Source organism: Pedobacter sp. UYEF25 (genome assembly GCF_054061655.1).
This window is the reverse complement of the sequence record NZ_JBSSEL010000018.1, coordinates 39,587-63,014: the sequence shown is the minus strand read 5'-3', so window position 1 is coordinate 63,014 and position 23,428 is coordinate 39,587. Positions and strand designations below refer to the sequence as shown.

The following is a 23,428-nucleotide window of genomic DNA, read 5'->3' as shown; positions in this document are numbered from 1 at the left end:
AAAGAATATTATGATTGATAAAAAGACAGAAGAAAAAAAAACTGTAAATATTTGTTGGCTGCGGAGAGATTTGAGATTGCACGATAATGCAGCCCTTTACAAATCTTTAACCGCGCAAAAACCAACGTTAGTGGTTTTTATATTTGATAAAAATATTTTAGAAAAGTTAAAGAAGCAAGATGCGCGGATAACATTCATTTACCAAACGCTTAGCGCTATTAAGGCAGAATTACAGAAAAACCATTCAGATTTGCTTGTAAAATATGGTACTCCTGAGGAGGTTTGGCCTGAGATTTTGAAAGACTATCAAGTAGCTTCCGTTTTTACCAATAGCGATTATGAGCCTTATGCAAAAGAGCGGGACGATGGTTTGGCAGAGTATTTATCGAGTGAGGGTGTGGATTTTAAGTCGTTTAAAGATCAGGTAATTTTTGATAGGGATGAGGTTTTAAAACCTGACCGCACACCTTACACTGTTTTTACGCCCTATTACAAACAGTGGCAGTCGAAATTGAATGATTTCTATACAAGACCCTATCCCACGGAAAAGTATTTTGGAAATTTATTGGCGTCTAAGCCATTAAAGATGCCAAGTTTAAGAGCTATGGGATTTGAGGAAAGTGATGTGGTGTTTCCTGCAATAGATTATAAGCATAAATTATCATCCTATGGAGAAAAAAGAAATTTTCCTGCTTTAGATGCAACAACACATATAAGTTTACATCTGAGGTTTGGAACAGTAAGCATTAGGCAGTTGGTAAATGATGCATTAGGAGCTAAATCGACTGTCTGGTTGTCAGAATTGGCTTGGCGCGAATTTTATATGATGATTTTATGGCATTTTCCCTATGCAGGATTTGATTCATTTAAGAAAAAATACGATAAGATTCAGTGGATAAATGATGAAAAATTATTTAAAGCCTGGTGTGAGGGTAAAACGGGCTATCCTATTGTTGACGCAGGAATGAGGCAGCTTAATGAAACTGGTTTTATGCACAATAGAGTACGCATGATTGTTGCAAGTTTTTTAACCAAACACTTGTTGACGGATTGGCGCTGGGGCGAGCAGTATTTTGCTGAAAAATTATTGGATTATGAAATGGCAAGTAACGTTGGCGGATGGCAATGGGCTTCGGGATCTGGAAATGATGCGGCACCATATTTCAGAGTTTTCAATCCGGAATTACAAACTCAAAAATTCGACCCAAATTTAACATACATAAAAAAATGGGTGCCAGAAATTGGCACTACAGCATATCCACAACCGATTATAGCGCATAAGTTTGCAAGAGAACGGGCATTAGAAGCATACAAAAGCGCGTTAGCCAGCTAGCGCGCTTTTGTATGCTTTTTATTTTACGCTTACTATTTCTATATCAAAATCTAATGGAGTGCCTTGTGCAAGACTAGATGGAAGGACTAGGCGAAGTTTTCCTCCATCGGTCACTTTGCCCGGCAAAATAAGCTGCCAACCCTTATATAAATCGCTTAAAACTGCTGTAAATGTTCCCGAAGTATTTTGATCCACAATTGTACCATCCAAACTTCTTGCTGTGTAATTTGCAACAATCGTAGAATTTAAGCTAATGCCAACAGTGCCTGTTCCTGGGGATAAAATGGTATAACGCGCTCCTGAGGGATCTTTGGTGAGCGTTAGACTGTTTTTAGTTTCAAAAGTATTTAGTTCCAGGTCATCTATTTCACTTCTTTTGGATTGAGTGTACAATCCTAAATCTACCAAGATATTCTCGTTAGAACCCACATTAATTGCACTTAAACCGTTTTTTCCAAATGCAAAATTAGAGGGCATAATTAAGGTTGCCTTTCCACCGCGTTTTAATTTAGAAAACACCTCTCTAATCGGCGTAAAATTATACGCAACGCCGGCAATATTAAATTGGTTGGTATAGCCCAAAAATGTGCCTGGTATCGCTAAGTCAGAAGTTTGATTTAAGACAGTGCCGTTTAACAGTTTAAAACTGTATGAATAAAAAACGGAATCGGAGTTTTGAAGCGCTTCGCCTGTTCCTTGGTCGATAATATTATAGTAATAACCAGTTGAATCCTTGGTAAAATTAAGGTTGTTACTGGTAATGTAAGTCTGAATTGCTCGATCATCAACAGATTGAATTCCTTCATAGTCTTTTTTGCAAGCACTAATGCAGAGTGTCAACGCCAATAACGCCAACAGATTAAATTTTAAAGATTCGTTCATGTATTTACTTTACGTCTGTAAGAGTTATGGTAAAATCTAATGGTGAGTTTGCCGGAATACCTTGTTTTGGCACCGTTCCGTAACCATAATAAGAAGGGATAATTAATCTGATTTTGCCGCCTTTCTGGATTTTTGGCAATCCGATTTGCCAGCCTCCAATAAGGTTTCCTAAAGGTAAATCCACAGGTGTGCCGGTTGTTTTATCAAAAACATTTCCATTAAGTAACCTTCCTGTATATGCTACAGTCACAATGGTATTGCTGTTAAAACTTACATTTCCTGATCCGGCAGTAATAACCTGATAAAAAACGCCAGATACATCTTTTATCGCCGGGATGCTATCAGCAATAAATTTCCTAATTGCTAAGGTATCTGTCTGAAACTGTGGGTTCGGATCGTAGTTGTCGGTTGTTGCAGATTTTTTACAAGCTGTAAAAAAGCCAGCAACTAAAAAAAGTACAATAAAATATTTTGCTTTAAACATAATTGGCAAAATTACATTTTTATTGCTGATCGTACAATTTTTAACCAATTTTAACAATGATTCAGATTAATTACTCAAAGTTGCGTTTAACAATTTATTTTCAGTGCACCATTTTTATTGAGGACAATAGCCGATCAAAAAGGGTACTTTTTGTCTAAAATGGATATCTATTTTCCGCAATCATTTTAATTGCAACTTTCTGTCGGGCTTCTTTAACATTAAAAGGTTCCATTTTAGTAAAACGTCTTAAGCCAACCAACATCATACGTTGTTCATCACCCTCTGCGAAAGCCCATAATGCCTCTTTTCCGGCCTTGGCAACAGCATCTACCGCCTCAACTAAATAGATTTTTAACAAATTAAAATGAATGTTTGAAGCATCTTCTCCACGGATAGAAGTTAGTTTTTGAGTTCTCAACAAAGCGGATTCAGCCACATAAACGTAACTTGCCATATCTGCAATGTTCATTAAAATTTCTTGTTCTTTACTTAACGTCATCATCAACTTTTGCACAGCAGCGCCCGCAACCATAAGAGTTGCTTTTTTTAGATTGGCAATAATTTTCATCTCAGCTGCAAATGGGGTTGTATCTTCTTCGCCAAAATCTGGAATGCTCATTAATTCTCCGGCTACGGCAGTTGCTGGAGTCATCAAATCTAACTCCCCTTTCATGGCGCGTTTCAGCATCATATCTACGGTAAGCAATCGGTTTATTTCATTTGTTCCTTCAAAAATCCGATTGATTCTTGCGTCACGATAAGCTCTATCCATTGGCGCATCTGCAGAAAAACCCATTCCTCCATAAATTTGCACGCCTTCATCAACTACATAATCCAATGCTTCGGAACCCCAAACTTTTAGGATGGCACATTCAACGGCAAATGCTTCAACAGATTTTAATCTAGCTTTAGCAGAATCCATTCCATCGGCAACCAAATTATCATAAGTATCATCTATGTTCTGCCCGGCGCGATAATTTGCAGAATCCACGGCATAGATTTTAGATGCCATTTCAGCAATTTTAAATCTAATTGCGCCATATTTTGAAATTGGTCGTTCAAATTGAACACGCTCGGTAGAATATTGGATGGCTTTATTCAACGTAGCTTTCGAAGCGCCAATTGCTGCGGCAGATAGTTTGATTCGGCCTATGTTCAATATGTTCACGGCAATCTTAAAACCATTCTGTCTTTCGCTAAGTAAGTTTTCAATAGGAACCGGACAATCATTAAAAAATACCTGACGCGTAGAGCTCCCTTTGATGCCCATTTTATGTTCCTCCGGATTCATGGTGATCCCACCAAAATCTTTCTCAACAATAAAGGCACTCAAATTTTTATCGTCATCAATTTTTGCAAAAACGATAAATATGTCGGCGAAGCCAGCGTTTGTAATCCACATTTTCTGACCGTTGATGTGGTAAGTTTTTCCGTCTTCGCTTAGCACCGCTTTTGTTTTTGCCGCATTCGCATCCGAACCTGAGTTTGGTTCAGTTAAGCAGTAAGCAGCTTTCCATTCGCCAGAGGCTAGTTTTGGGATGTATTTCTGTTTCTGTTCGGCATTTCCATAATATAAAATGGGTAACGTACCGATACCTGTATGAGCAGAAAGTGCCACAGCGAAGGAATGACCTTTGCCTGCTTCTTCTGTAACCAACATAGAGGTATTGAAATTTTTACCAAACCCTCCATATTCTTCGGGTACAGACACGCCTAAAATGCCTAATTCGCCTGCTTTCTCCAATAGATTTGGCATTAACGTGGTGTCTTTTTGAGAATCGATTTCATCCAGCTTATTGTTCACTTCTGCCGCCAGAAAGTCGTTTACTGTTTTGGCAATCATCTTTTGTTCTTCATCAAACTCTTCAGGAATAAATACATCCTGATATTTAGTTTCTTTGATTAAGAATTCGCCGCCTTTAATTTTTTCGTTCATTTTTTGTAGTATTTAGTAGCGAGTATCAAGAATCAAGACAGGGCTCAAAACTTGCATCTCGCCAATTGTTTGTCTTAAAAAGTATTTAGTGAAGAAGTATCAAGTATCAAGTAGCAAGAATCAAGACAATTTACCATATCTTGATACTTGATTCTCATATCTTGATTCTTATTACATTAATTTCCTCTCTAAAGAATATATCATCTTCTGTATTTCTGTAACTCTATCAATAAGGCTTAATGTCAATTCGTCGTTTAACAATTTTAACCGGTTTGAAATGATGAGTTGTGTTTCTAATTCAAAAGCAGACCCCTGGCTAATAGTTAAAAAGTGCTTGAATTGAGGCGCACTTCCTCTTCCTGAACCCTCTGCTAAATTCGATGAAATGGACACGGCACATCTTTTCATTTGAGATATCAAACTAAATCTTTCATCAGCTGGCAATATTGCCATTGCTTTATAGATTTCAACAGTCAAATCAATAGCTTTTTGCCAGACTTTCAACTCTTTAAAATTATGCATTCCTCTAATATTAACTTTTAGACATTCATCTTAATACACCATACTTATATCTTGATACTTGATACTTGATACTCATGTCTCGATACTCCCTTAAAACACCTCAAAAACCCCCGCTGCTCCTTGTCCGGTTCCAACGCACATGGTTACCATACCGTATTTTTTATCTTGTCTTTTCAATTCGTTTAATATTTGTACCGTTAATTTTGCACCGGTACAACCAAGTGGGTGGCCAAGTGCAATCGCACCACCATTTACATTTATTAAATCTGGATTTAAGTCTAATGTTCTGATTACGGCTAAAGATTGAGATGCGAAAGCTTCGTTAAGCTCAATTAAATCCATGTCGGATTGTTTTAGCCCTGCTTGCTTTAGCGCTTTCGGAATGGCTTCGATTGGACCGATGCCCATAACCCGTGGCGGAACGCCGGCAACGCTATAGCTCACTAACCTTGCGATAGGTTCTGCATTTAGTTCTTTCATTTTCTTTTCAGAAACTACCAGCACAAAAGCTGCACCATCTGATGTTTGAGATGAATTTCCTGCAGTAACCGTTCCCATAGCATCAAACACAGGTCTGAGCTTTGCCAATTTCTCTATTGAGGTATCTGCTCTAGGTCCTTCATCTGTATCGACTACATAAGAACGTGTTTTCTTTTTGAGATTTTCATCTAAGTAATTTTCTTCTACCGTAATTGGTAAAACGCCATCTTTTAAATGACCATTTTCTATCGCATGCAAAGCTTTTTGATGTGATTTGAATGCAAATTCATCTTGGTCTTCTCTACTTACTTTATATTCATTTGCTACAGCTTCTGCCGTTAATCCCATTCCCCAATACCATTCGGGATTGTTCTTTGCAACTTCTGCATTCGGAACCAGTTTCCATCCGCCGAAAGGCATACCACTCATAACTTCTACGCCACCTGCAATAATACAATCCGCCATGCCTGCTTTAATTTTTGCAACAGCAGTCGCGATGGTTTCTAGTCCAGAAGCACAATATCTATTTACGGTAACGCCCGGCACTTTATCGGTATTCAATCCCATCAGTGAAATCATCCTGCCAATATTTAAGCCTTGCTCAGCCTCTGGAGTAGCGTTCCCGACAATTACATCATCGATTTGCTCTTTGTCTAAGTTAGGTACAGATTTTACCAACGCATCGATTACTTCTGCAGCCAAATCATCGGCTCGTGTAAAACGAAATACACCTCGAGGCGCTTTTCCAACTGCTGTTCTATATCCTGCTATTATGTATGCTTCCATTTTTGGAGATTTGAGATTTGAGACATTAGATTTGAGAACCCTCAAAACTGCAACTCAAATCGTGAATTTATTTTTCTATTTTTTGCTGTAACATTTTCTGAAAGCCATAAGTCATTTTCTGTAATTCATCAATTTGAGTTAGCAGAGATTCCAAATCTTTAGAATTTAACATTAATAATTTATTCGCTATTAGTAATTGAGTTTGTAATTCAAAGCAAGACCCATTTGCTATTCCTAAAAAGTTATTGAATTCCTTTAGAGAATTTCGACCCGCACCCTCAGCAATATTCGAGGGAATTGAAACAGCGGCTCTTCTAATTTGACTTATCAACCCAAAACGTTCATCTTTTGGGAATGTTGAAGTTACATCGTAAACCTCAACTGTCAAATCCATAGCCTTATTCCAAATTTTTATATCTTTTAATTTGTTCATGTGTAGGGCAAATTAGTAGCTGCATGTCTCATATCTCATATCTCACATCTAAACTCTCTCTAGTTTCTCAACGGTTTACCTTTCGTAACTATCGACTGTATTCTTTCCAACGTTTTCCGTTCTCCGCAAAGCGATAAAAAAGCTTCTCTTTCTAAATCAAGCAAGTATTGTTCTGTAACTAGTGTTGGAGAAGACAAATCGCCGCCGCACATTACGTAACCTAGTTTTTCTGAGATTTTTTTATCGTGCTCAGAAATATAATGTCCGGCGTACATGCTATTTGCACCTGCATAGACAATTCCTAAACCTTGTTTACCCAAAACCATAATGTCTTTACGCTGTATTGGTTTGGTGTAACCTGCATCTGCCAATTCAATTGCCTTCGCTTTTGCATCTGCGAGAAGACGATTCCGATTCATCGAAATGCTAAACTTATCTTTTTGCAGATAGCCCAATTCCAAAGCTTCGTAGCCTGAGGTGGAAACTTTCGCCATTCCAATAGTTAAAAAGCGATCTTTTAACGTATTCTGTGCAATTTGATCATCTTTCAATTCATCAGAAGCGCGTAAAGCAAATTCTTTAGTTCCTCCACCGCCTGGAATAACACCTACGCCAAATTCTACCAAACCCATATAAGTCTCTGCTGAAAGTTGAACGTGATCTGCGTGCAGACTAAACTCACAACCTCCACCTAAAGTTAGGTTGAACGGTGCCACAACTACTGGAATAGAGGAATATCTAATCCGCATGGAAGTATTTTGAAACGCCCTAACGGCCATATTTAATTCGTCCCATTCTTGCTCAACAGCCATCATAAAAATCATCCCAACATTTGCACCCGCAGAGAAGTTGGCGCCATCGTTGCCAATAACTACACCACGGTAATCTTTTTCTGCCATATCAATGGCTTTGTTTATTCCCGCAATCACATCACCGCCAATCGTATTCATTTTTGTGTGAAATTCTACATTAAGAATTCCATCGCCAAGGTCTATAATAGAAACGCCAGAGTTTTTCCAAAGGGTTTTATTCTCTCTAAGGTTATCTAAAATGATAAATTCCTCTGTTCCAGGAACAGCTAAGTAAGTTTTAGTTGGGATGTCATAGTATTTTTTTACTCCGGCTTCGATTTTATAGAAGGAGTTATGCCCTGCATCTAGCATTTCTTTTACCCAATTTGCTGGCGTATTTCCATATTCTTGCATGCCTTCGATAGCTTCTTTAACGCCAATGGCATCCCACATTTCAAAGGGTCCAAGTTCCCAGCCAAAACCCGCGCGCATGGCATCGTCTATTCGATACAACTCATCGGAAATTTCTGGAATTCGGTCTGATACATATTCAAACAAACCGAATGATGAATGTCTAAATAGCTCGCCAGCTTTATCTTTACCCTTTGCGAAAATAGGCATCCGTTGGCGTACATTTTCGATAGATTTAGTCATTTCTAACGTAGCGGACTTAATCTTTTGCACAGGTTTATATTCCCATGTTTTTAAATCGAGCGCATGTATTTCTGTTTTACCTTCTGCAGATTTGGTTTTTTTATAGAAGCCTTGCTTTGTTTTATCGCCCAGCCAATTGTGTTCTTCTAATTTTTTAACAAAATCTGGCAACTCAAAAAGCACATGCGCTTTGTCGTCTGGCAAATTATCAGATAAGCCTTTAGCAACCTTGATCATGGTATCTAAACCAACCACATCAGAAGTTCTGAAGGTTGCAGATTTTGGTCGACCCATAGCGGGGCCGGTATATTTATCTATTTCTTCTACGGTTAAATCTAATTTTTCTACCAAGTGGAGCAAAGCCATAATCGAATAAACGCCAACCCGATTTGCAATAAAAGCAGGCGTATCTTTACACAAAACCGTCGTTTTACCTAAAAATTTATCGCCATACTGCATCAGAAAAGTAATTACATCTTTGGAGGTTTCTTTAGTAGGAATTATCTCTAAAAGTTTTAAATAGCGCGGCGGATTGAAAAAATGTGTTCCGCAGAAATTCGCTCTAAAATCTTCAGACCGTCCTTCGGCCATTAAATGAATCGGGATGCCAGACGTGTTGGATGTAATCAATGTTCCTTGCGTACGAAATTGCTCAACCTGATCAAAAACCTTCTTTTTAATATCCAGATTTTCTACCACCACTTCGATTATCCAATCGCATGCCTTAATCTGCGACATATCATCTTGGAAATTCCCAGTTGTAATATTCTGTAACACACTTTTTGTGTAAACAGGAGAGGGGTTACTTTTTGCAGCAGTTTGCAGCGCTAAATTTACAATGCGATTTTTAACTAATGGATTTTCTAAAGTTAAGCCTTTAGCTTGTTCTTCTGCGCTAAGATCTTTAGGAGCAATGTCTAAAAGTAATACTGCTGCGCCGATATTTGCAAAATGACAGGCAATTCTAGAACCCATTATTCCCGAACCTAAAACCGCAACTTTTTTAATGTGTCTTTCCATAAATGGATCTATTTAATTTAGTTCTGCTTGCTATCGACCTTTTTCTAAATTTTCTACTTCTTTGTAATCAACTGTTAGCTCATTTAATTTTATGAGCAAGTTTATAAACTGCTGTTTCTCTTTCTTAGTAAAGTGTTCATCAAGATATTCATTAAAATTTCTAACCACACCTTTAGCCAATTGCTTTTTCTCTTTTCCCAATTGGGTTAGTTTCACGCTCACAGATCTTTTATCTGCGCTAGATATTTCACGATAAATTAAACCGCTTTCCTCCATATTTTTTAACATGCGAGAAAGGCTCGTTGCTTTAATGCCCAATAGAAAAGCTAGATTGGAAACGGCTGTACCTTCGTCATCATTTATGTTTATAAGCATATAACCAATGGCTTGGGTGATCCCGAAATTTGCAGCAAGTTGATTGTATCGATTGAAAATGTTCTGCCACGCGAATTTAATGTGGTAATCAATTGTCTGTTGATGTTTCATTGTATTTATTATGCTTGCATAACAAAGCTAATGAAAGAAACTCGAATTGTCAATATTAACTTTTAATAAAAATACGCAGAAGCAAGCCTAGATTTTAAGAGGTGACATTGAACGGTTAAATATCATGGGTAGGCAAACCAGGAATATTCAGACAATCAAACTGTGAACTTCAGCGCTTCCACTTTTCAATTATTTTTCTTCGGCTCCCGTAAAAAACCTTGGAAAGTAATGGCTTGCCTGTAGGTGCTATTTGCAACTAACGTTGCATATCCGTTTTGAGAAATACTTAACACTAAACGATAGCTTTCGCCTTTGCCGTCTTGTGTATCAATTTTAATGTTATAACTGCCTTTTCTTCCTGCACTTTTAACATAGGAAAATTTCTTGGAATTGAAATTTATTCCGCCTTCTGATGGGTTTATTGGCGCTTGATAAGCACGCCCAAAATACGGAAGATGAGCTATTAAACTGTCTGGACTTACGCTAAGTATGTAACCGGATCCGGTTAAATTTATAACGCTACCACCAAGATTGCCGGGGATATTACTTAATACCTTTGCGATATCTGCAGTTGATAACGGATTTGCAGAGTTTGCTACAAATGTGTAATTTTTTTCTTCTACGATTCTTTTTGTAGTCGCTTTATCTGTTTGACCATAAGCCAAAGAAACGAGCAGTAGCAGGCACGTTGTAAAGCAAAATTTAATGACTTTCATACACCGGATTTTATATAATTACACATCAATGATGCGCAGGTTCATCAAATTCCATAAGGCAGAAATTGATTACAGTGATCAAGTTACGAAAAAATTCATAAAAAAAAGCCACTACAAATTGCAGCGGCTTCAGGATCTGTGATAAAGGTAATTTTAGTTAAAATCTTCAGCTTTTAAAACTGTATTAGTTTTAACATCGGTAATGGTGATGGTAAAGTCTTGGGCGCCTTGTGGAGTTTGAACAGATTGCATCATGTTATAAGGAAATAATACATCGCCAACTTTTCTGTAGTCTTTATACTCAGTCGACTGAGTTATTTCTACGGATCCTTTTTTAGAAGTTTTTTCATCTTTTAAAAGCAACCCGGTTTTTACATCGTAGTATTCGGTTTTTTTCAGTCCAGATGGTGAGGTAACAATCAATTTATAGGCATCTGCATCGCCAATTTTTACAGTCCCTGCCGCCTCTAATTTTGTTCCATCTGTTGAATAATAAAGCTGCTTTACAATGCCTTTTTCCTCTTTTTTAGCTATTAAATCTTCGCCGCTCATTTCACTTTTTTGTCCCATTTGTAGTGTATAACCGGTATTTCCGTTAAACGCCTCTTTCATTGCCGTTTGGCCGCCCATGGTAACTTCTACGCTAGTTAGGTTTGGCGCCATACTTTTAATGTCTATAGCCAATTTTTGCCCTTGCAATGCCATTTCTCCCTTCTGTACCACAGAAGTGATTTTTTTAATAGCCGCTTCTCCGCCCAGCGCTTTTATATAATTGCCTATAATTTGCATCGGAGCTAAAGCAGGTGCAGTACTATTTGAAGCGGCAGTAACAGGGTTAGCGTAATTATCGAACATGCTAACACTAAAACCGTTTTTGTTTAGCCCTTCGACAAATGTTTCAGCTTTGCCTACAATTACAACCCGAGTGTCGGTATGGTTAAAGTACTTTTTCGCAACGCGCATAACATCATCTGCCGTAACCGCATTCATTTTTTGAAGATAAGTTCTATAAAAATCTTTTGGTAAATCATTTAGCAGGATGTTGCTTGCGAAAGCTGCGGTTAAAGCCGGATTTTCCAAACCCAAAGCAAAAGAACCGCTATACAGGTTTTTGGAGTTTTGTAATTCTTCGGTAGAAACTTTTTCAGTACGTATGTTATTTATCTCCTTTAAAAACTCTACCACGGCGCTATCTACTTTTTCGTTTCTTACTGCTGCACTCGCGGTAAATTTAGTTTGAAATCTGCCTGCTCCAGTGTTTGAGTACGCACCGTAAGTAAAACCATGTTTCTCACGTAGGTTTTTAAATAACCTTGCTTCTGCGCCACCTCCCAAAATATTGTTTGCCAACAGTACAGCGAAGTAGTCTGGGCTGCTTAAAGGCAAGTTTATAAGGTTGGTAACTGTAATTTCAGCCTGCACGGCATTGCTTAAGTCAATTACATCAACTTCGGTTTTTGACAGATTCGCAACGGGCTTTAAAATAGGGAATTTTAACGCTTCACCTTTCCAATCGCCAAAAGCTTTCTCAGCCAGTGCTTTTGCGTCACTTGGTTTTATATCTCCAACAAAAGTTAAATAACCTCTGGATGGGGTGACATATTTTTTATATTCAGCCTTTACATCTGCCAAACTTATATTGTTGATGGATTTTTCAGTTTCGAATTCGCCATATGGGTTGTCTTTTCCATACGAAAGCGCATTTACTACCCGAGCGGAAATCGCCGATGCGCTTCGTTCACTAGATTTTAGTCCAGTTAGGGTTTGAGACTTTAACTTCTTGAACGATTCTTCTGAAAAAATAGGATTGCGCAATCCATCGGCCATCAACATAAAAGCAGTTGGGAAATACCTAGTTAAGGCAGATGCAAAACCTCCACCTGAATTTAAACTGACTTCTGCACCAACTTTGTCTACAGCCTCATCAAACTGCACCTTCGTTTTGCTAATTGTTCCTTCATTCAACATTCCACCCATCAAACCATTTATGCCTGCCTTATCCGCTTCTTTAATCGGTCCAGCATCTATGCTGTAAGTGGCCGTAATTTTTGGCAGTTTATGGTTTTCTACTACAAGAACAGTAATTCCATTAGGTAACTTATACACAGTAGGATCTCCGATCGTAATTGTTGGCGCTGGTCCAGCTGCGGGCGGGTGCGTTCTATCTATAATTTGTGCTGAGAGCGTTTGTGCACCCAAAGCTGCAACAACTATCATGACTATTTTTTTCATTTTACTCATTTTATAAAATCGTAATCGGTTATTTCTTCGGTAAATAATAGAGTACAACACGTTGATTGGGATTTAAATATTTTTTAGCTACCGCTCTAATTTCTTCTCTTGTGATAGATTTTACCGAGGCGAGCTCCTCATTCACATCGTTAGTGTTTTTTTTATGAAAAGTATATCCATCTGCCAGATTCTCTGCAACGCCCAACATTGTGCTATTTTTACTTACATAACTGTTCTCAAACTGGTTTTCGAGTTTCTGATAGTCTTCTTCGCTGATAAGATCTGTTTGAAGTTTTTTTACTTCTTCGTCTATGTCTTTAAGCAAATCGTTTAAAGGCGTATTGTTGTTGGGGAGTGCTAATGTAATGTAGGCACCGTAATTCTCTAAAGTGTAATTGAAAGCAGCAACTTGTAAAGCGGTTTTCTTTTCATCGACCATCTTTGCTTTAAGTCTAGAGCTACCCCCTCCAGATAGTAGATTGCTAACCATGCCCAATACCTTCGTGTCTTTACTTCGCATTCCTGGAACGCGGTAAGCGGCGAAAACTGCGGGAATTTGAATATTGGCATCATATGCAGTGTCTATAATTTCTTTGGTAATTGGCTTCAAATCATATTGTTTGCGGATAAGATCGGCTCCTTTCGGAATGGCGTCAAAATAAGCAGCTACCAATTTTTTTGTCTCTGCTAAATCTATATCTCCGGCAATTGTTAGTACTGCATTATTCGGGATGTAATATTTTTTAAAGAAGGCTTTAAACTCTTCGAGTTTCGCAGCATCTAAATTGGCCATAGAACCGATGGGTTGCCAACTATATGGATAATTTTGAAAAAGATCTTCGAAAATCTTTTCGGCAAACTTGCCATAAGGCGCATTGTCGATTCTAAGACGCTTTTCTTCTTTCACAACTTCATTTTGCGTCTTAACGCCAACCTCATTAATAACCGGATGCAACATGCGTTCACTTTCAAGCCAAAGGCCAAGCGCCAACTGGTTAGAAGGGAAAAGCTCATAGTAAAAAGTCCTGTCTTGTGTGGTATTGGCATTATTTTGACCTCCGTTGCTCGATACCAACTTCATAAACTCTCCACGTTTAATGTTTTCTGTTCCCTCGAAAAGAAGGTGTTCAAAAAAATGGGCGAATCCTGTTCTGTTCTCATCCTCATCTTTAGATCCAACATGGTACATAACCGAAACGGCTACCACCGGCGCAGTTTTATCTTCATGTAGAACGACGTGCAGACCGTTGCTGAGATCATATTCATTAAATTGCACTTTTTGTGCTAATGTAGGTAACCAAAAGCCGGTAATGAACAATGCTAAGAGTGTTCTTTTTTTCATTTTAAATAAGTTTTTTAAAGTTGTTAAATTAGGTTTTTAGAAGCGTCGAGCAAAATAAATAATTTATCTTAAAATTTAAATGTCATCGCTAGATAATCCAATTAATTGCAACCCTTCTGCGATTAAGAATATTTACCATAAAGTTTTTGTAGGGTGATTGCCACTGCAAGAAATGCATTTAGACCCGCTTCTCTCTATCGTCTCGCTAACGGTGTAATCTGTCTCTCCAATCAGGTTTAGGGCTTTGTAAGAAACTGAAACCTGTGCGAGTTTAAGTTAATTTTATTGTCGCCTATCATTTAATTGTACAATAGCTTAAAAAAAAGATGCTTCATGTTTTTGAAGCATCTTTTAAATCAAATATTCTGTTTTATTTATCTCCAAGCTTTATAAGCATTAATTAAGCCATTGGTAGAGCCATCATGACTCGTAACTTTGTCTTGTCCCTTTAATTCTGGAAGAATTTTTTTAGCCAGTTGTTTGCCGAGTTCCACTCCCCATTGATCGAAACTAAATATATTCCAAATAATTCCCTGAGTGAAGATTTTATGTTCATACATAGCAATAAGACTTCCTAAACTATGTGGCGTAATTGTTTTTAATAAGATGGAGTTTGTAGGTCTATTTCCTTCGAATACTTTAAAGGGTGCTAATTTCTCTATTTCTTGCGCTGTTTTACCGTCTTTTTCTAATTCCTCCGATACTTCTTCTTTACTTTTTCCATTCATTAATGCTTCCGTCTGAGCAAAATAATTGGAAAGGAGAATTTCATGATGCTCACCAAGAGGATTTAAGCATTGTGCCGGAGCAATAAAATCTGCAGGAATAATGCGCGTTCCCTGATGAATTAATTGATAAAATGCATGTTGGCCGTTTGTACCAGGTTCGCCCCAAATAACCGGACCAGTTTCATAATCGACTACATTGCCATTTCTGTCTACATGTTTTCCGTTACTTTCCATATCTCCTTGTTGAAAATAGGCAGCAAAGCGATGCAGATATTGATCATAAGGAAGAATAACTTCGGTTTCTGCATCGAAAAAATTTATGTACCAGATGCCTATCATTCCTAAAATTACCGGAATGTTTTTTTCAAAAGGAGTAGATTTAAAATGATTATCTGTTGCGTGAGCTCCTTCAAGGAGTTTCTTAAAGTTATCAAACCCTAAACTTAGAGAAATAGAAAGCCCAATGGCGCTCCAGAGCGAGTATCTTCCGCCAACCCAGTCCCAAAACTCGAACATATTGTCTGTGTTGATGCCAAACTCTTTTACTGCTTTCTCATTGGTAGAAAGCGCCACAAAATGTTTCTCTACATCCTCTTGTTTGCCTCCATGTGCCAACAGCCAATTGCGTGCGGAATGCGCGTTGGTCATGGTTTCTTGGGTAGTAAATGTTTTAGAAGCAATGAGGAATAATGTTGTATCTGCCCGAAGGTTTTTTAGTTTCTCTACCAAATCCGTACTATCTACGTTAGATACAAAATGCATATTTAAGTGGTTCTTGTAATGCTTTAGTGCCTCCGTAACCATTACCGGTCCTAAATCAGACCCACCAATTCCAATATTTACAATATCAGTAATTGCCTCGCCAGAAAAACCTTTCCATTCGCCATTAATTACCCGATTGCTAAACTTTTCCATCTTGGCCAATACTGCATTAACCTCTGGCATAACGTCTTTCCCGTCTGCATAAATTGGAGTGTTGCCCATATTTCGTAAAGCTACATGGAGCACAGCACGATCTTCGGTTTCATTTATTTTCTCACCATCGTACATCGCTTTTATCGCTTCATCTAATTTACATTCTTTAGCGAGTTGCATTAACAACGAAAAAGTCTCCTCATCGATTCTATTTTTGCTGTAGTCTAATAGGATATCTTCGAAAGCGGTCGAAAAGTTTTCGAAACGTTTAGAATCAGAAGCAAATAAATCTTTAACATCTTTTTGTTCGATTTCTGCAAAGTGATTTTTTAACTTTTTGTAGGCTTGTGTTTTGGTAAAATTTATTTTAGGTAACATATTTTATTTTTATTTATCGTTGACAAAACAATTATTACAATTAAACATTTTAACTAGCGGAAGGCATCTACTACAATGGCCTTCCGTTTATTAAATTAACATCGGTAAATTAACAATAAAACAATTAAAATGTTAGAAAATTTAATTCAACTCGTGCGCGACAATGTGCAAGAGAGCGTTGTAAACAACAATGAAATTCCGAACGAAAAGAATGACGAAGTTATTCATGCGGCATCGACATCTATTTTTGATACGCTGAAAGATAAGCTCGCTTCTGGTAATGCCTCCGAATTGGCAAATGTGTTTAATAATGGTAACGCAGAAAATTCGCCCGTTGCGCAGCAAGCGGCAGGTAGCTTTACAGATAAATTAGCTGGCATGGGAATTAATGCGAATACAGCGAAAACCATCGCTGCCTCGGTCATTCCAATGATTATTGCTAAACTAACTAAGAAAACTGCCGATCCGTCGGACAGTTCCTTCAACATAAAAGATATCTTAGGGAGCCTTACTGGCGGTTCTGGAGATGGCGGGTTAGATCTTGGGAGCGTGATGGGCATGTTTAATGGTTCTGGAAATGATGGTAATAAACAACAAAGCAGTGGAGATATGATGGACAAATTGAAAGGTTTGTTTTAGCGGTCCTCAAAAAAAAATATAATATTAAAGGGCAGCAATCTAAATAAGGTTGCTGCTTTCTTGTATTCGAAACAAGTCTTTATTTTTCTGCAACGAGCTACCGGCTTTTCTATATCAAGGAATTGTCGTTTATCATTGAAAAATGATTGGTAATTAATAGGTTAGAACAAACTCGTTTGTGCTCGAGGCACTTTAAATAAACTATGGTCTAAATTAACTTCTTTAACGTTCAAATTGTTTAGTCGGCAATGCAGCTTGAAATTTTCGCTGATCAGCTTTGCAATGTTACCGTCGCCCTTAATTCTATCTCCAAAACGACTATCGTTAACGTTTCCTCCATGGCAGCTTTTTATGGAATTCCAAACCTTATCAAACCGATCTGGGAAATTTTTTCTCAACCAGTCTTCAAATAATTCGGCTACTGCGCCATTTAATCTAACAATTGTGTAGCCCGCTCGCACTGCTCCTGCATTTGCTACAGCTTTTAAAACTGCAGGAATTTCATGGTCGCTCAGTCCAGGCACTAAAGGTGCAACCATTACACCAACTGGAATTCCTTCTTTAGACAATTCTTCTACCACCTTTAACCGTTGTTTAGAAGTGGCCGTTCGAGGTTCCATTTTCTGCCTCAAATCCTCGTTCAGGCTGTTAATGGAAACATAAACCATACATAAATTTAGTTTTGACATTTCTTGAAGCAAATCTTTATCTCTTAGAATGAGCGAATTTTTTGTAATCATCCCGATAGGTTGTTTATATGCCAGTGCAATTTCCAACAGCTGACGTGTAATTTTAAATTTTCTTTCTGCCGGCTGATAACAATCTGTATTTCCGGAGAGGGAAATGGTTGCTGCATCCCAGTCTTTCCGTTCTAAAAATTTTTTAAAAAGTTGTGGTGCTTCTTTTTTTACGATAATTTTTCGTTCAAAATCTAAACCTGCGCTATAACCCCAATATTGATGCGCATTGCGGGCGTAACAATACGTACATCCGTGTTCGCAACCTTGATAAGGATTTAGAGAGTAAGCCATTCCAACATCTGGACTAGCTACCTTATTTACAATCGACTTAGAATTTTCGAAAATAAATGACGTTTTTTTGTCTGCTTCTTCCCATTCGTCTATTCCTTCTACGTGTTCTTTAAGATAAATATTGTTTACAAACTTATTATGAGGATTAATTTGCGCGCCTCTTCCTTTAAAATAACCGTTTTCTGCCGACTCATCCATCAACAAAAATACTAAAAATATTAGTAATTTAAAAGTGGTTGAAGCGATCTACAATGTAATTGGAATGGTTACCCAAGAAGCTCCCTTGCATTCTGCATGGCAGATTCGCCGGGGTTTTTTCCACTTAGCATTTCTGCGATAACTTCTACACGTTCGTTTTCCGACAGTCGTCTGATGCCGGTAGTGGTTTTATCTTTTTCTTCATTTTTATGCACGAAAAAGTGCGACTTACCTTTGGCAGCAATTTGTGGTAGATGCGTAATTGAGATCACTTGCATGTTTTCGCCCAACTGGGAGATCACCTCGCCCACTTTTAATGCAGTTTCTCCAGAAATTCCGGTATCAATTTCATCAAAAATTATGGTAGGCAAGGAGGTGTGCTGCGCTAAAAGAGATTTTATGGCGAGCATCAATCTAGAAAGCTCACCGCCAGAAGCTACTTTATTTATGGGCGCTAAAGCTTGACCAGCATTTGCGCTAAATAAAAGACTAATGTTGTCTAATCCATCTTTACCCAATTCAAGCAGTACATTTTGTTCTATTTTAAGAACAGCATTTTGCATCCCGACTTGCTGTAAAGTAGATGCGGTTTGCAGTTCGACAATTTTAATTGCTGCTTTTCTATTGCTACTTAATTGTTTCGCTTTCGCTAACAATTGTATTTTTAATTGATCAATTTCTTTATTTAACCGGTCTATTTCCACATCAAAAGAAAGCAATTGATCTAAATTTTTTTGAAGTTGAGCTTGAATTTCTAACAATGCTTGATTGTTCAATACCCTATGTTTTTGTTGGAGGGTGTAGAAGACGTCCAGTCTTTGAGTGGTAGTTTCTAACTGATCGGGATGGTAAGCAGTATTTTCGCTTAGATTGGAAACTTCATCCACAACGTCCTTAATTTCTATCGTAGCAGACCTTAGGCGGTCAGCAAAGGAGGCTATTGCGGGGTCAAATTTCTCAATGTGTTGGAGTTGCGATGTGCTTTCTTTCAACAAATTTAAGGTAGATTGCTCTGTGCCATCTAAAAACTCCAAGGCGGAAAAAAGCCCTTTTTTAATCGCTTCTACATGACTTAACTTTTCCAAAATCAGCTCTAATTCTTCTTGTTCGCCTATTTTAAGATTTGCTTGGGCCAATTCGTCAAATTGAAATTGCTCGTAATCCTGTTTTAATTTTGCTTCATTTGCTTCACTGATAACGCTGTTCAGGCTTGTTAAATATCGGCGAAGTTGTTTGTACTTCGTTCGATAATCTGAGAGTAAGGGACTGTGCTTTGCGAGTGCATCCACCATTACGAGGTGAAATGCTGGATCATTTAATTCCTGTGTAGCTTGTTGAGAATGAATGTCGATCAGTTTTTCGCCTATCTGCTTCAAAATGGCCAGGTTAACCGGCGTGTCGTTTATAAAAGATCTAGACTTGCCATCGATAGATATTTCTCGTCTTAATAAGTTTTCTGCAAAGAAGTCTAAATCGCTTTCTTCAAAAAGATTTTTTAGCGCATGATCTTGTAAAGCAAAGGTTCCTTCTATAATGCACTTTTTTTCTTGATTGAAAAAATATTTGCTTTCTGCGCGTTGTCCCAGTATCAGCGAAAGCGCGCCCAAAATGATAGATTTACCTGCGCCTGTTTCACCTGTAATGATGTTTAAGCCGCGCTCAAAAACGATATCGAGCGAATCTATTAATGCGTAATTACGAATAGAAAGTTTCTGTAGCATAGACGGCGCTAAATTAATAAATAAAGATTAGCCATTTTAATTGCATAAAGTAATTTTATAAAGTCTTATTTTAAAATGTCATCCTGAACTAACGACGGATTTGAATTCCAATGATGAGTTCCAATAATTAGCGTAGTTATAAAAAGGAAGAAAGTAATAAAATTTAATTAAAATTTGGGCGTTGCCCAAGGGCCCGCGCTTTACGTTTCAATCTTTTTTTTAAGAGCTCGTTCCTCGCAAAAAAAAGTATTTTCACTGTAATCGCTAACGCACGCCACATGCCGCCATGCGAGCGCCAACGACAGGAACGGCATCCTTTTGCTCCACTTTTTTGCGTGGCAAAAGATATAGTGGATGGCGTGCCCAGGCGCCCCAAAAAATCTAAAACTAACAGCACATTTCGTTTTCTTAAGGACACGATCTGAGGAAAAAGGTCTTCGACAAGCTCAGACTGACAACCGACTTTTACTTATTTCTAGTTCGTCTCTTGTCTTAAGATTTTCAGCGGAGGTTGATTTAAAATATTTCTACTTCCCAAAACACCAGTTAATACAACCATTGCTAACACAGAGCCAAACAGGATGAGCGTCGCCCAAATTGGAGGAATAAAATCACTGCTAAATACAAATTTTGCCAAAGCCCAACTTCCTGCGAAAGCAAGAATTAATCCTGCGGCAGCGGCAAATAGACCCAAAAATAAATACTCTATGGCATTAATACCGGTAATTTGCTTCCTGCTTGCGCCAAGCGTTCGCAACAGAATACTCTCTTTAATTCGCTGACTTTTACTAGTTAAAACAGCAGAAACGAGCACAATCCATCCTGTAGCCATACTAAATCCTGCCATAAACCGAATGACAAACGAGATTTTGTCGAAAAGATCATCTAATAATTTCAGCGCAAGATTTAGATCAATAACAGACACATTTGGAAAGTTTTTGACCATATTCCCCTGAAACTTAGCAGACACGTCAGGAGACGGCACTCTGGTGGTTATGACGTTGAACTTCGGTGCATCTTCTAGAACCCCTGCAGGAAATACTACTCGAAAATTGGTTTGGAACCTGGTCCAATTAACTGCTCTTAAGCTACCCACAACTGTAGGAATCGTTAAACCCTGAACATCAAAAACAATGGTGTCTTTTAATTTAACCCCAATACTTTTTGCATAACGTTCTTCTAAAGATATAATTACGGTTTGGGTCGAATCGACACGTCCCACCCATTTGCCAGCCGAAATTGTTTCTGCTTCTGTTAAACTTTCTTGATAAGTTGATCTAATTTCATTTCGATAAGCACGTTTATTTGTACTGTCTGATTTTGCTGTTTTACCATTTATTTTTTCGATCCGCATGGTAATGACAGGAACTTTGCTCATGATAGGTAGGTTGTAGGCATTGGCTAGTTTTTCAACTCCATCTAACTGGCTTGTCTGAATGTCAAATAGTACCATATTTGGTTGACTACTGCCGCCGCTTATCTTAACTTTTTCAATCAACATGGCCTGAACGAAATACAGCGTACAAATAAAAGTGGTAGATAACCCAATTGCAACCGTGAGCATTAATGTCTGATTATTTGGGCGGTAGAGATTTGCGAAACCTTGTCGCCAAACGTAGGCAATGCGCTGCGGTAATAATTTTTTAACCAAAAACATTAAAAATTTGGAAAGCAAGTAGAGCAAAATAAAAGCTACTGCGATGGAAATTGTGAAAGCTGCGGTTTGTGTCCAGCTTTGCATTTGAAGATAAGTAAAAAGAAAAATAAAACCCATCATCAACACATAAACGAGGTAAATTAGCCAATCTTTTGGCTTTTTACCCGCTCCCTCAAAGGAGGATCTTATCGCATTAAGTGGAGAAATTTTTCTGACAGAAAGCAATGCTGGTAACGCAAATAAGATAGAAATTATAAAGCCAAGTAATATTCCTTGAGCGATAGCGCTCCATGAGATGCTGACGTTTATTTCTATAGGAAGAAAGTCTTTTAAAACTAGGGGCAGCAGAAATTGTATGGCCGATCCTAGAATTGCGCCCAAAAACGCAGCCATTAAGCCATAAAATCCGATTTGAATTAGGTAAATAAAGAATGCATCTCTAGCTTTTAATCCTAAACACCTTAAAATGGCAACTGCACCAAGCTTCTCTTGAATGTATACATAAACCGAGCTTCCAACGCCAATGCAGCCGAGGAGTAATGCGATAAAACCTGAGAGCGACAGAAACCGGCTTAAATTTTCAAAAGATCTGCCTGTGCTCTCCTTCTTTGAAGCGACCGTTTCTGAATTGAAGTCTTCTTTCTGAAGTTTCGGCTCTAACTTTTTTAGTTCTGTTTCTGCGCCATTTGCATCATTGTATTTGTAATAAAACTTATAACTTATTCTGCTACCTGTTTTTACAAGATTGGTAGCATCTAAATATTGCAAGGGCATGTATACAATTGGCGCGATAGAGGAGCTAATGCCAGTTTGTCCGGGAGAACTTTCCATAATGCCGGCAATTTTAAAATTTAGATCTCCAATTTTCACAGAATCGCCCACGCTAGCTTTAAATTCGAGCATTAATGTCTGATCTACCAATACGTCTTGTTTGTTTCTAAAAGTAGCTGTGGCATTTGCTGGTATGGTTGCAATTTTCCCGTAATAAGGATATTCACCTTGCAAAGCCTTCATTTGGATCAACCTGCTGCCACCACTTTTTTGAAAGTAGATCATAGATGGAAAAGTACGCTCTTCAGAACGCTCGTCGCCGAGACTATCTAACGTTTTTCGCATGGGCTTGCTAATGCCTTGCCTGCTTTCTAAAGTTAGATCTGCACCGGTAAGTTCTTTGGCCTGATTGTCTATGTCTTTTTGAAGGTTATCTTTAAAAGAATATACTGCAACCAAAGCCGCAATTCCTAAGACAATCGAAGAAATAAATAGCAACAATCGCGAGCGATTTTTTCTACTATCTCGCCATGCCATTTTAAATAACCAAGCAATACTCGTACTAGAAGATGTTAGTTTTTCGTTATGCATGAGTCACCATATCATCAGCCATTACTGCGCCGCCTTTAATTTTTATAATGCGTTGAGTTCTTCCTGCAAGTTCTAAATCATGCGTTACAATAATTAGCGTAGTGCCTGCATCTGTGTTCAAATCGAAAAGCAATTGGGTTATTTTCTCACTCGTTTCATCGTCTAAATTTCCTGTTGGTTCATCTGCAAAAAGAATGGCCGGCTGATTTGAAAATGCCCTTGCTAAAGAAATCCTTTGTTGTTCTCCGCCTGATAATTGGACGGGATAATGGTGGCTCCTGTCTGCCAGACCAACTTTATCCAGCAGATCCATTGCTTTGGATTTTGGATTCTTCGAACCGCGCAATTCCATAGGTACCATTACGTTTTCTAAGGCGGTTAGTGTTGGCAAAAGTTGAAAATTCTGAAAAATAAATCCCACATATTGATTCCTGAGTGCCGCACGTTTATCCTCTGATAAATTTTCTAAAGCAATTCCGTTCAGCACCACGCTACCACTGCTTGTTCTGTCTAAACCCGCACAAAGCCCTAATAAAGTTGTTTTCCCGCTTCCAGAAGGCCCGGTTATAGCTGCTGTCGAACCTTTTGATATTGCAAAATTGATGTCTTTTAAAACGATTAGCGATTTGCCAGCACTTTGATAAACTTTGCTTACGTTTTCTACGCTTAATATAGAGTCCAATATTAGAAATGGTTTTGATT

At 38.1% G+C, this 23,428-nt stretch carries 18 protein-coding genes; 2 read left to right on the top strand and 16 right to left on the bottom strand.

Features of this window, described 5'->3' with window-relative positions:
- Positions 1 to 10: 10 nt before the first annotated feature.
- Complete coding sequence (locus ACVWYG_RS15520) at positions 11 to 1,333, top strand: cryptochrome/photolyase family protein (RefSeq protein WP_457271309.1); 1,323 nt, start codon at positions 11 to 13, stop codon at positions 1,331 to 1,333.
- A gap of 18 nt (positions 1,334 to 1,351) precedes the next feature.
- Here the strand turns inward: ACVWYG_RS15520 and ACVWYG_RS15515 are convergent, their stop codons facing one another.
- From ACVWYG_RS15515 to pgi, 12 genes are all read right to left on the bottom strand, one after another.
- Positions 1,352 to 2,215 (bottom strand): FKBP-type peptidyl-prolyl cis-trans isomerase, encoded by an 864-nt coding sequence (locus ACVWYG_RS15515; protein WP_457271307.1) that lies wholly within the window; start codon positions 2,213 to 2,215, stop codon positions 1,352 to 1,354.
- 4 nt (positions 2,216 to 2,219) lie between these two features.
- Positions 2,220 to 2,699: an FKBP-type peptidyl-prolyl cis-trans isomerase gene (locus tag ACVWYG_RS15510; protein ID WP_457271305.1), complete on the bottom strand. Its 480-nt coding sequence runs from the start codon at positions 2,697 to 2,699 to the stop codon at positions 2,220 to 2,222.
- Positions 2,700 to 2,853: 154 nt separating this feature from the next.
- The gene (locus ACVWYG_RS15505) at positions 2,854 to 4,635 is read right to left on the bottom strand and encodes an acyl-CoA dehydrogenase family protein (protein WP_457271304.1); all 1,782 of its coding nucleotides are present in this window, start codon (positions 4,633 to 4,635) and stop codon (positions 2,854 to 2,856) included.
- Between the two features lie 171 nt (positions 4,636 to 4,806).
- Positions 4,807 to 5,157 (bottom strand): four helix bundle protein, encoded by a 351-nt coding sequence (locus ACVWYG_RS15500; RefSeq protein WP_457271302.1) that lies wholly within the window; start codon positions 5,155 to 5,157, stop codon positions 4,807 to 4,809.
- A gap of 90 nt (positions 5,158 to 5,247) precedes the next feature.
- Positions 5,248 to 6,423: an acetyl-CoA C-acyltransferase gene (locus ACVWYG_RS15495; RefSeq protein ID WP_457271301.1), complete on the bottom strand. Its 1,176-nt coding sequence runs from the start codon at positions 6,421 to 6,423 to the stop codon at positions 5,248 to 5,250.
- A gap of 67 nt (positions 6,424 to 6,490) precedes the next feature.
- Complete coding sequence (locus ACVWYG_RS15490; RefSeq protein ID WP_457271299.1) at positions 6,491 to 6,856, bottom strand: four helix bundle protein; 366 nt, start codon at positions 6,854 to 6,856, stop codon at positions 6,491 to 6,493.
- Between the two features lie 59 nt (positions 6,857 to 6,915).
- Complete coding sequence (locus tag ACVWYG_RS15485; protein WP_457271297.1) at positions 6,916 to 9,321, bottom strand: 3-hydroxyacyl-CoA dehydrogenase NAD-binding domain-containing protein; 2,406 nt, start codon at positions 9,319 to 9,321, stop codon at positions 6,916 to 6,918.
- A 30-nt stretch (positions 9,322 to 9,351) separates the two neighbouring features.
- The gene (locus ACVWYG_RS15480; protein WP_457271295.1) at positions 9,352 to 9,807 is read right to left on the bottom strand and encodes a MarR family winged helix-turn-helix transcriptional regulator; all 456 of its coding nucleotides are present in this window, start codon (positions 9,805 to 9,807) and stop codon (positions 9,352 to 9,354) included.
- A 185-nt stretch (positions 9,808 to 9,992) separates the two neighbouring features.
- Complete coding sequence (locus tag ACVWYG_RS15475; RefSeq protein WP_457271293.1) at positions 9,993 to 10,523, bottom strand: DUF4251 domain-containing protein; 531 nt, start codon at positions 10,521 to 10,523, stop codon at positions 9,993 to 9,995.
- A 153-nt stretch (positions 10,524 to 10,676) separates the two neighbouring features.
- Positions 10,677 to 12,755, bottom strand: a complete 2,079-nt coding sequence (locus tag ACVWYG_RS15470) for a M16 family metallopeptidase (RefSeq protein WP_457271291.1) — start codon at positions 12,753 to 12,755, stop codon at positions 10,677 to 10,679.
- A gap of 28 nt (positions 12,756 to 12,783) precedes the next feature.
- On the bottom strand, positions 12,784 to 14,097 hold the full coding sequence (locus tag ACVWYG_RS15465) for a M16 family metallopeptidase (protein WP_457271289.1): 1,314 nt from the start codon (positions 14,095 to 14,097) through the stop codon (positions 12,784 to 12,786).
- Positions 14,098 to 14,471: 374 nt separating this feature from the next.
- Entirely contained in the window at positions 14,472 to 16,118 is a 1,647-nt protein-coding gene (gene pgi / locus ACVWYG_RS15460; protein ID WP_457271287.1) for a glucose-6-phosphate isomerase, read from the bottom strand.
- Between the two features lie 129 nt (positions 16,119 to 16,247).
- Here pgi and ACVWYG_RS15455 point away from each other — a divergent pair, with 129 nt between their 5' ends.
- On the top strand, positions 16,248 to 16,757 hold the full coding sequence (locus tag ACVWYG_RS15455; RefSeq protein WP_457271285.1) for a hypothetical protein: 510 nt from the start codon (positions 16,248 to 16,250) through the stop codon (positions 16,755 to 16,757).
- A 161-nt stretch (positions 16,758 to 16,918) separates the two neighbouring features.
- Here ACVWYG_RS15455 and ACVWYG_RS15450 read toward each other — a convergent pair whose 3' ends face one another.
- The 4 genes from ACVWYG_RS15450 to ACVWYG_RS15435 form a co-directional block, all read right to left on the bottom strand.
- On the bottom strand, positions 16,919 to 17,986 hold the full coding sequence (locus tag ACVWYG_RS15450) for a PA0069 family radical SAM protein (RefSeq protein WP_457271284.1): 1,068 nt from the start codon (positions 17,984 to 17,986) through the stop codon (positions 16,919 to 16,921).
- Positions 17,987 to 18,054: 68 nt separating this feature from the next.
- Positions 18,055 to 19,707: a DNA repair protein RecN gene (gene recN / locus ACVWYG_RS15445; RefSeq protein ID WP_457271282.1), complete on the bottom strand. Its 1,653-nt coding sequence runs from the start codon at positions 19,705 to 19,707 to the stop codon at positions 18,055 to 18,057.
- A 475-nt stretch (positions 19,708 to 20,182) separates the two neighbouring features.
- Entirely contained in the window at positions 20,183 to 22,726 is a 2,544-nt protein-coding gene (locus ACVWYG_RS15440) for an ABC transporter permease (RefSeq protein WP_457271281.1), read from the bottom strand.
- Positions 22,719 to 23,408: an ABC transporter ATP-binding protein gene (locus tag ACVWYG_RS15435; protein WP_457271279.1), complete on the bottom strand. Its 690-nt coding sequence runs from the start codon at positions 23,406 to 23,408 to the stop codon at positions 22,719 to 22,721. Before ACVWYG_RS15435 ends, ACVWYG_RS15440 begins: the two co-directional genes overlap by 8 nt.
- Positions 23,409 to 23,428: the final 20 nt, after the last annotated feature.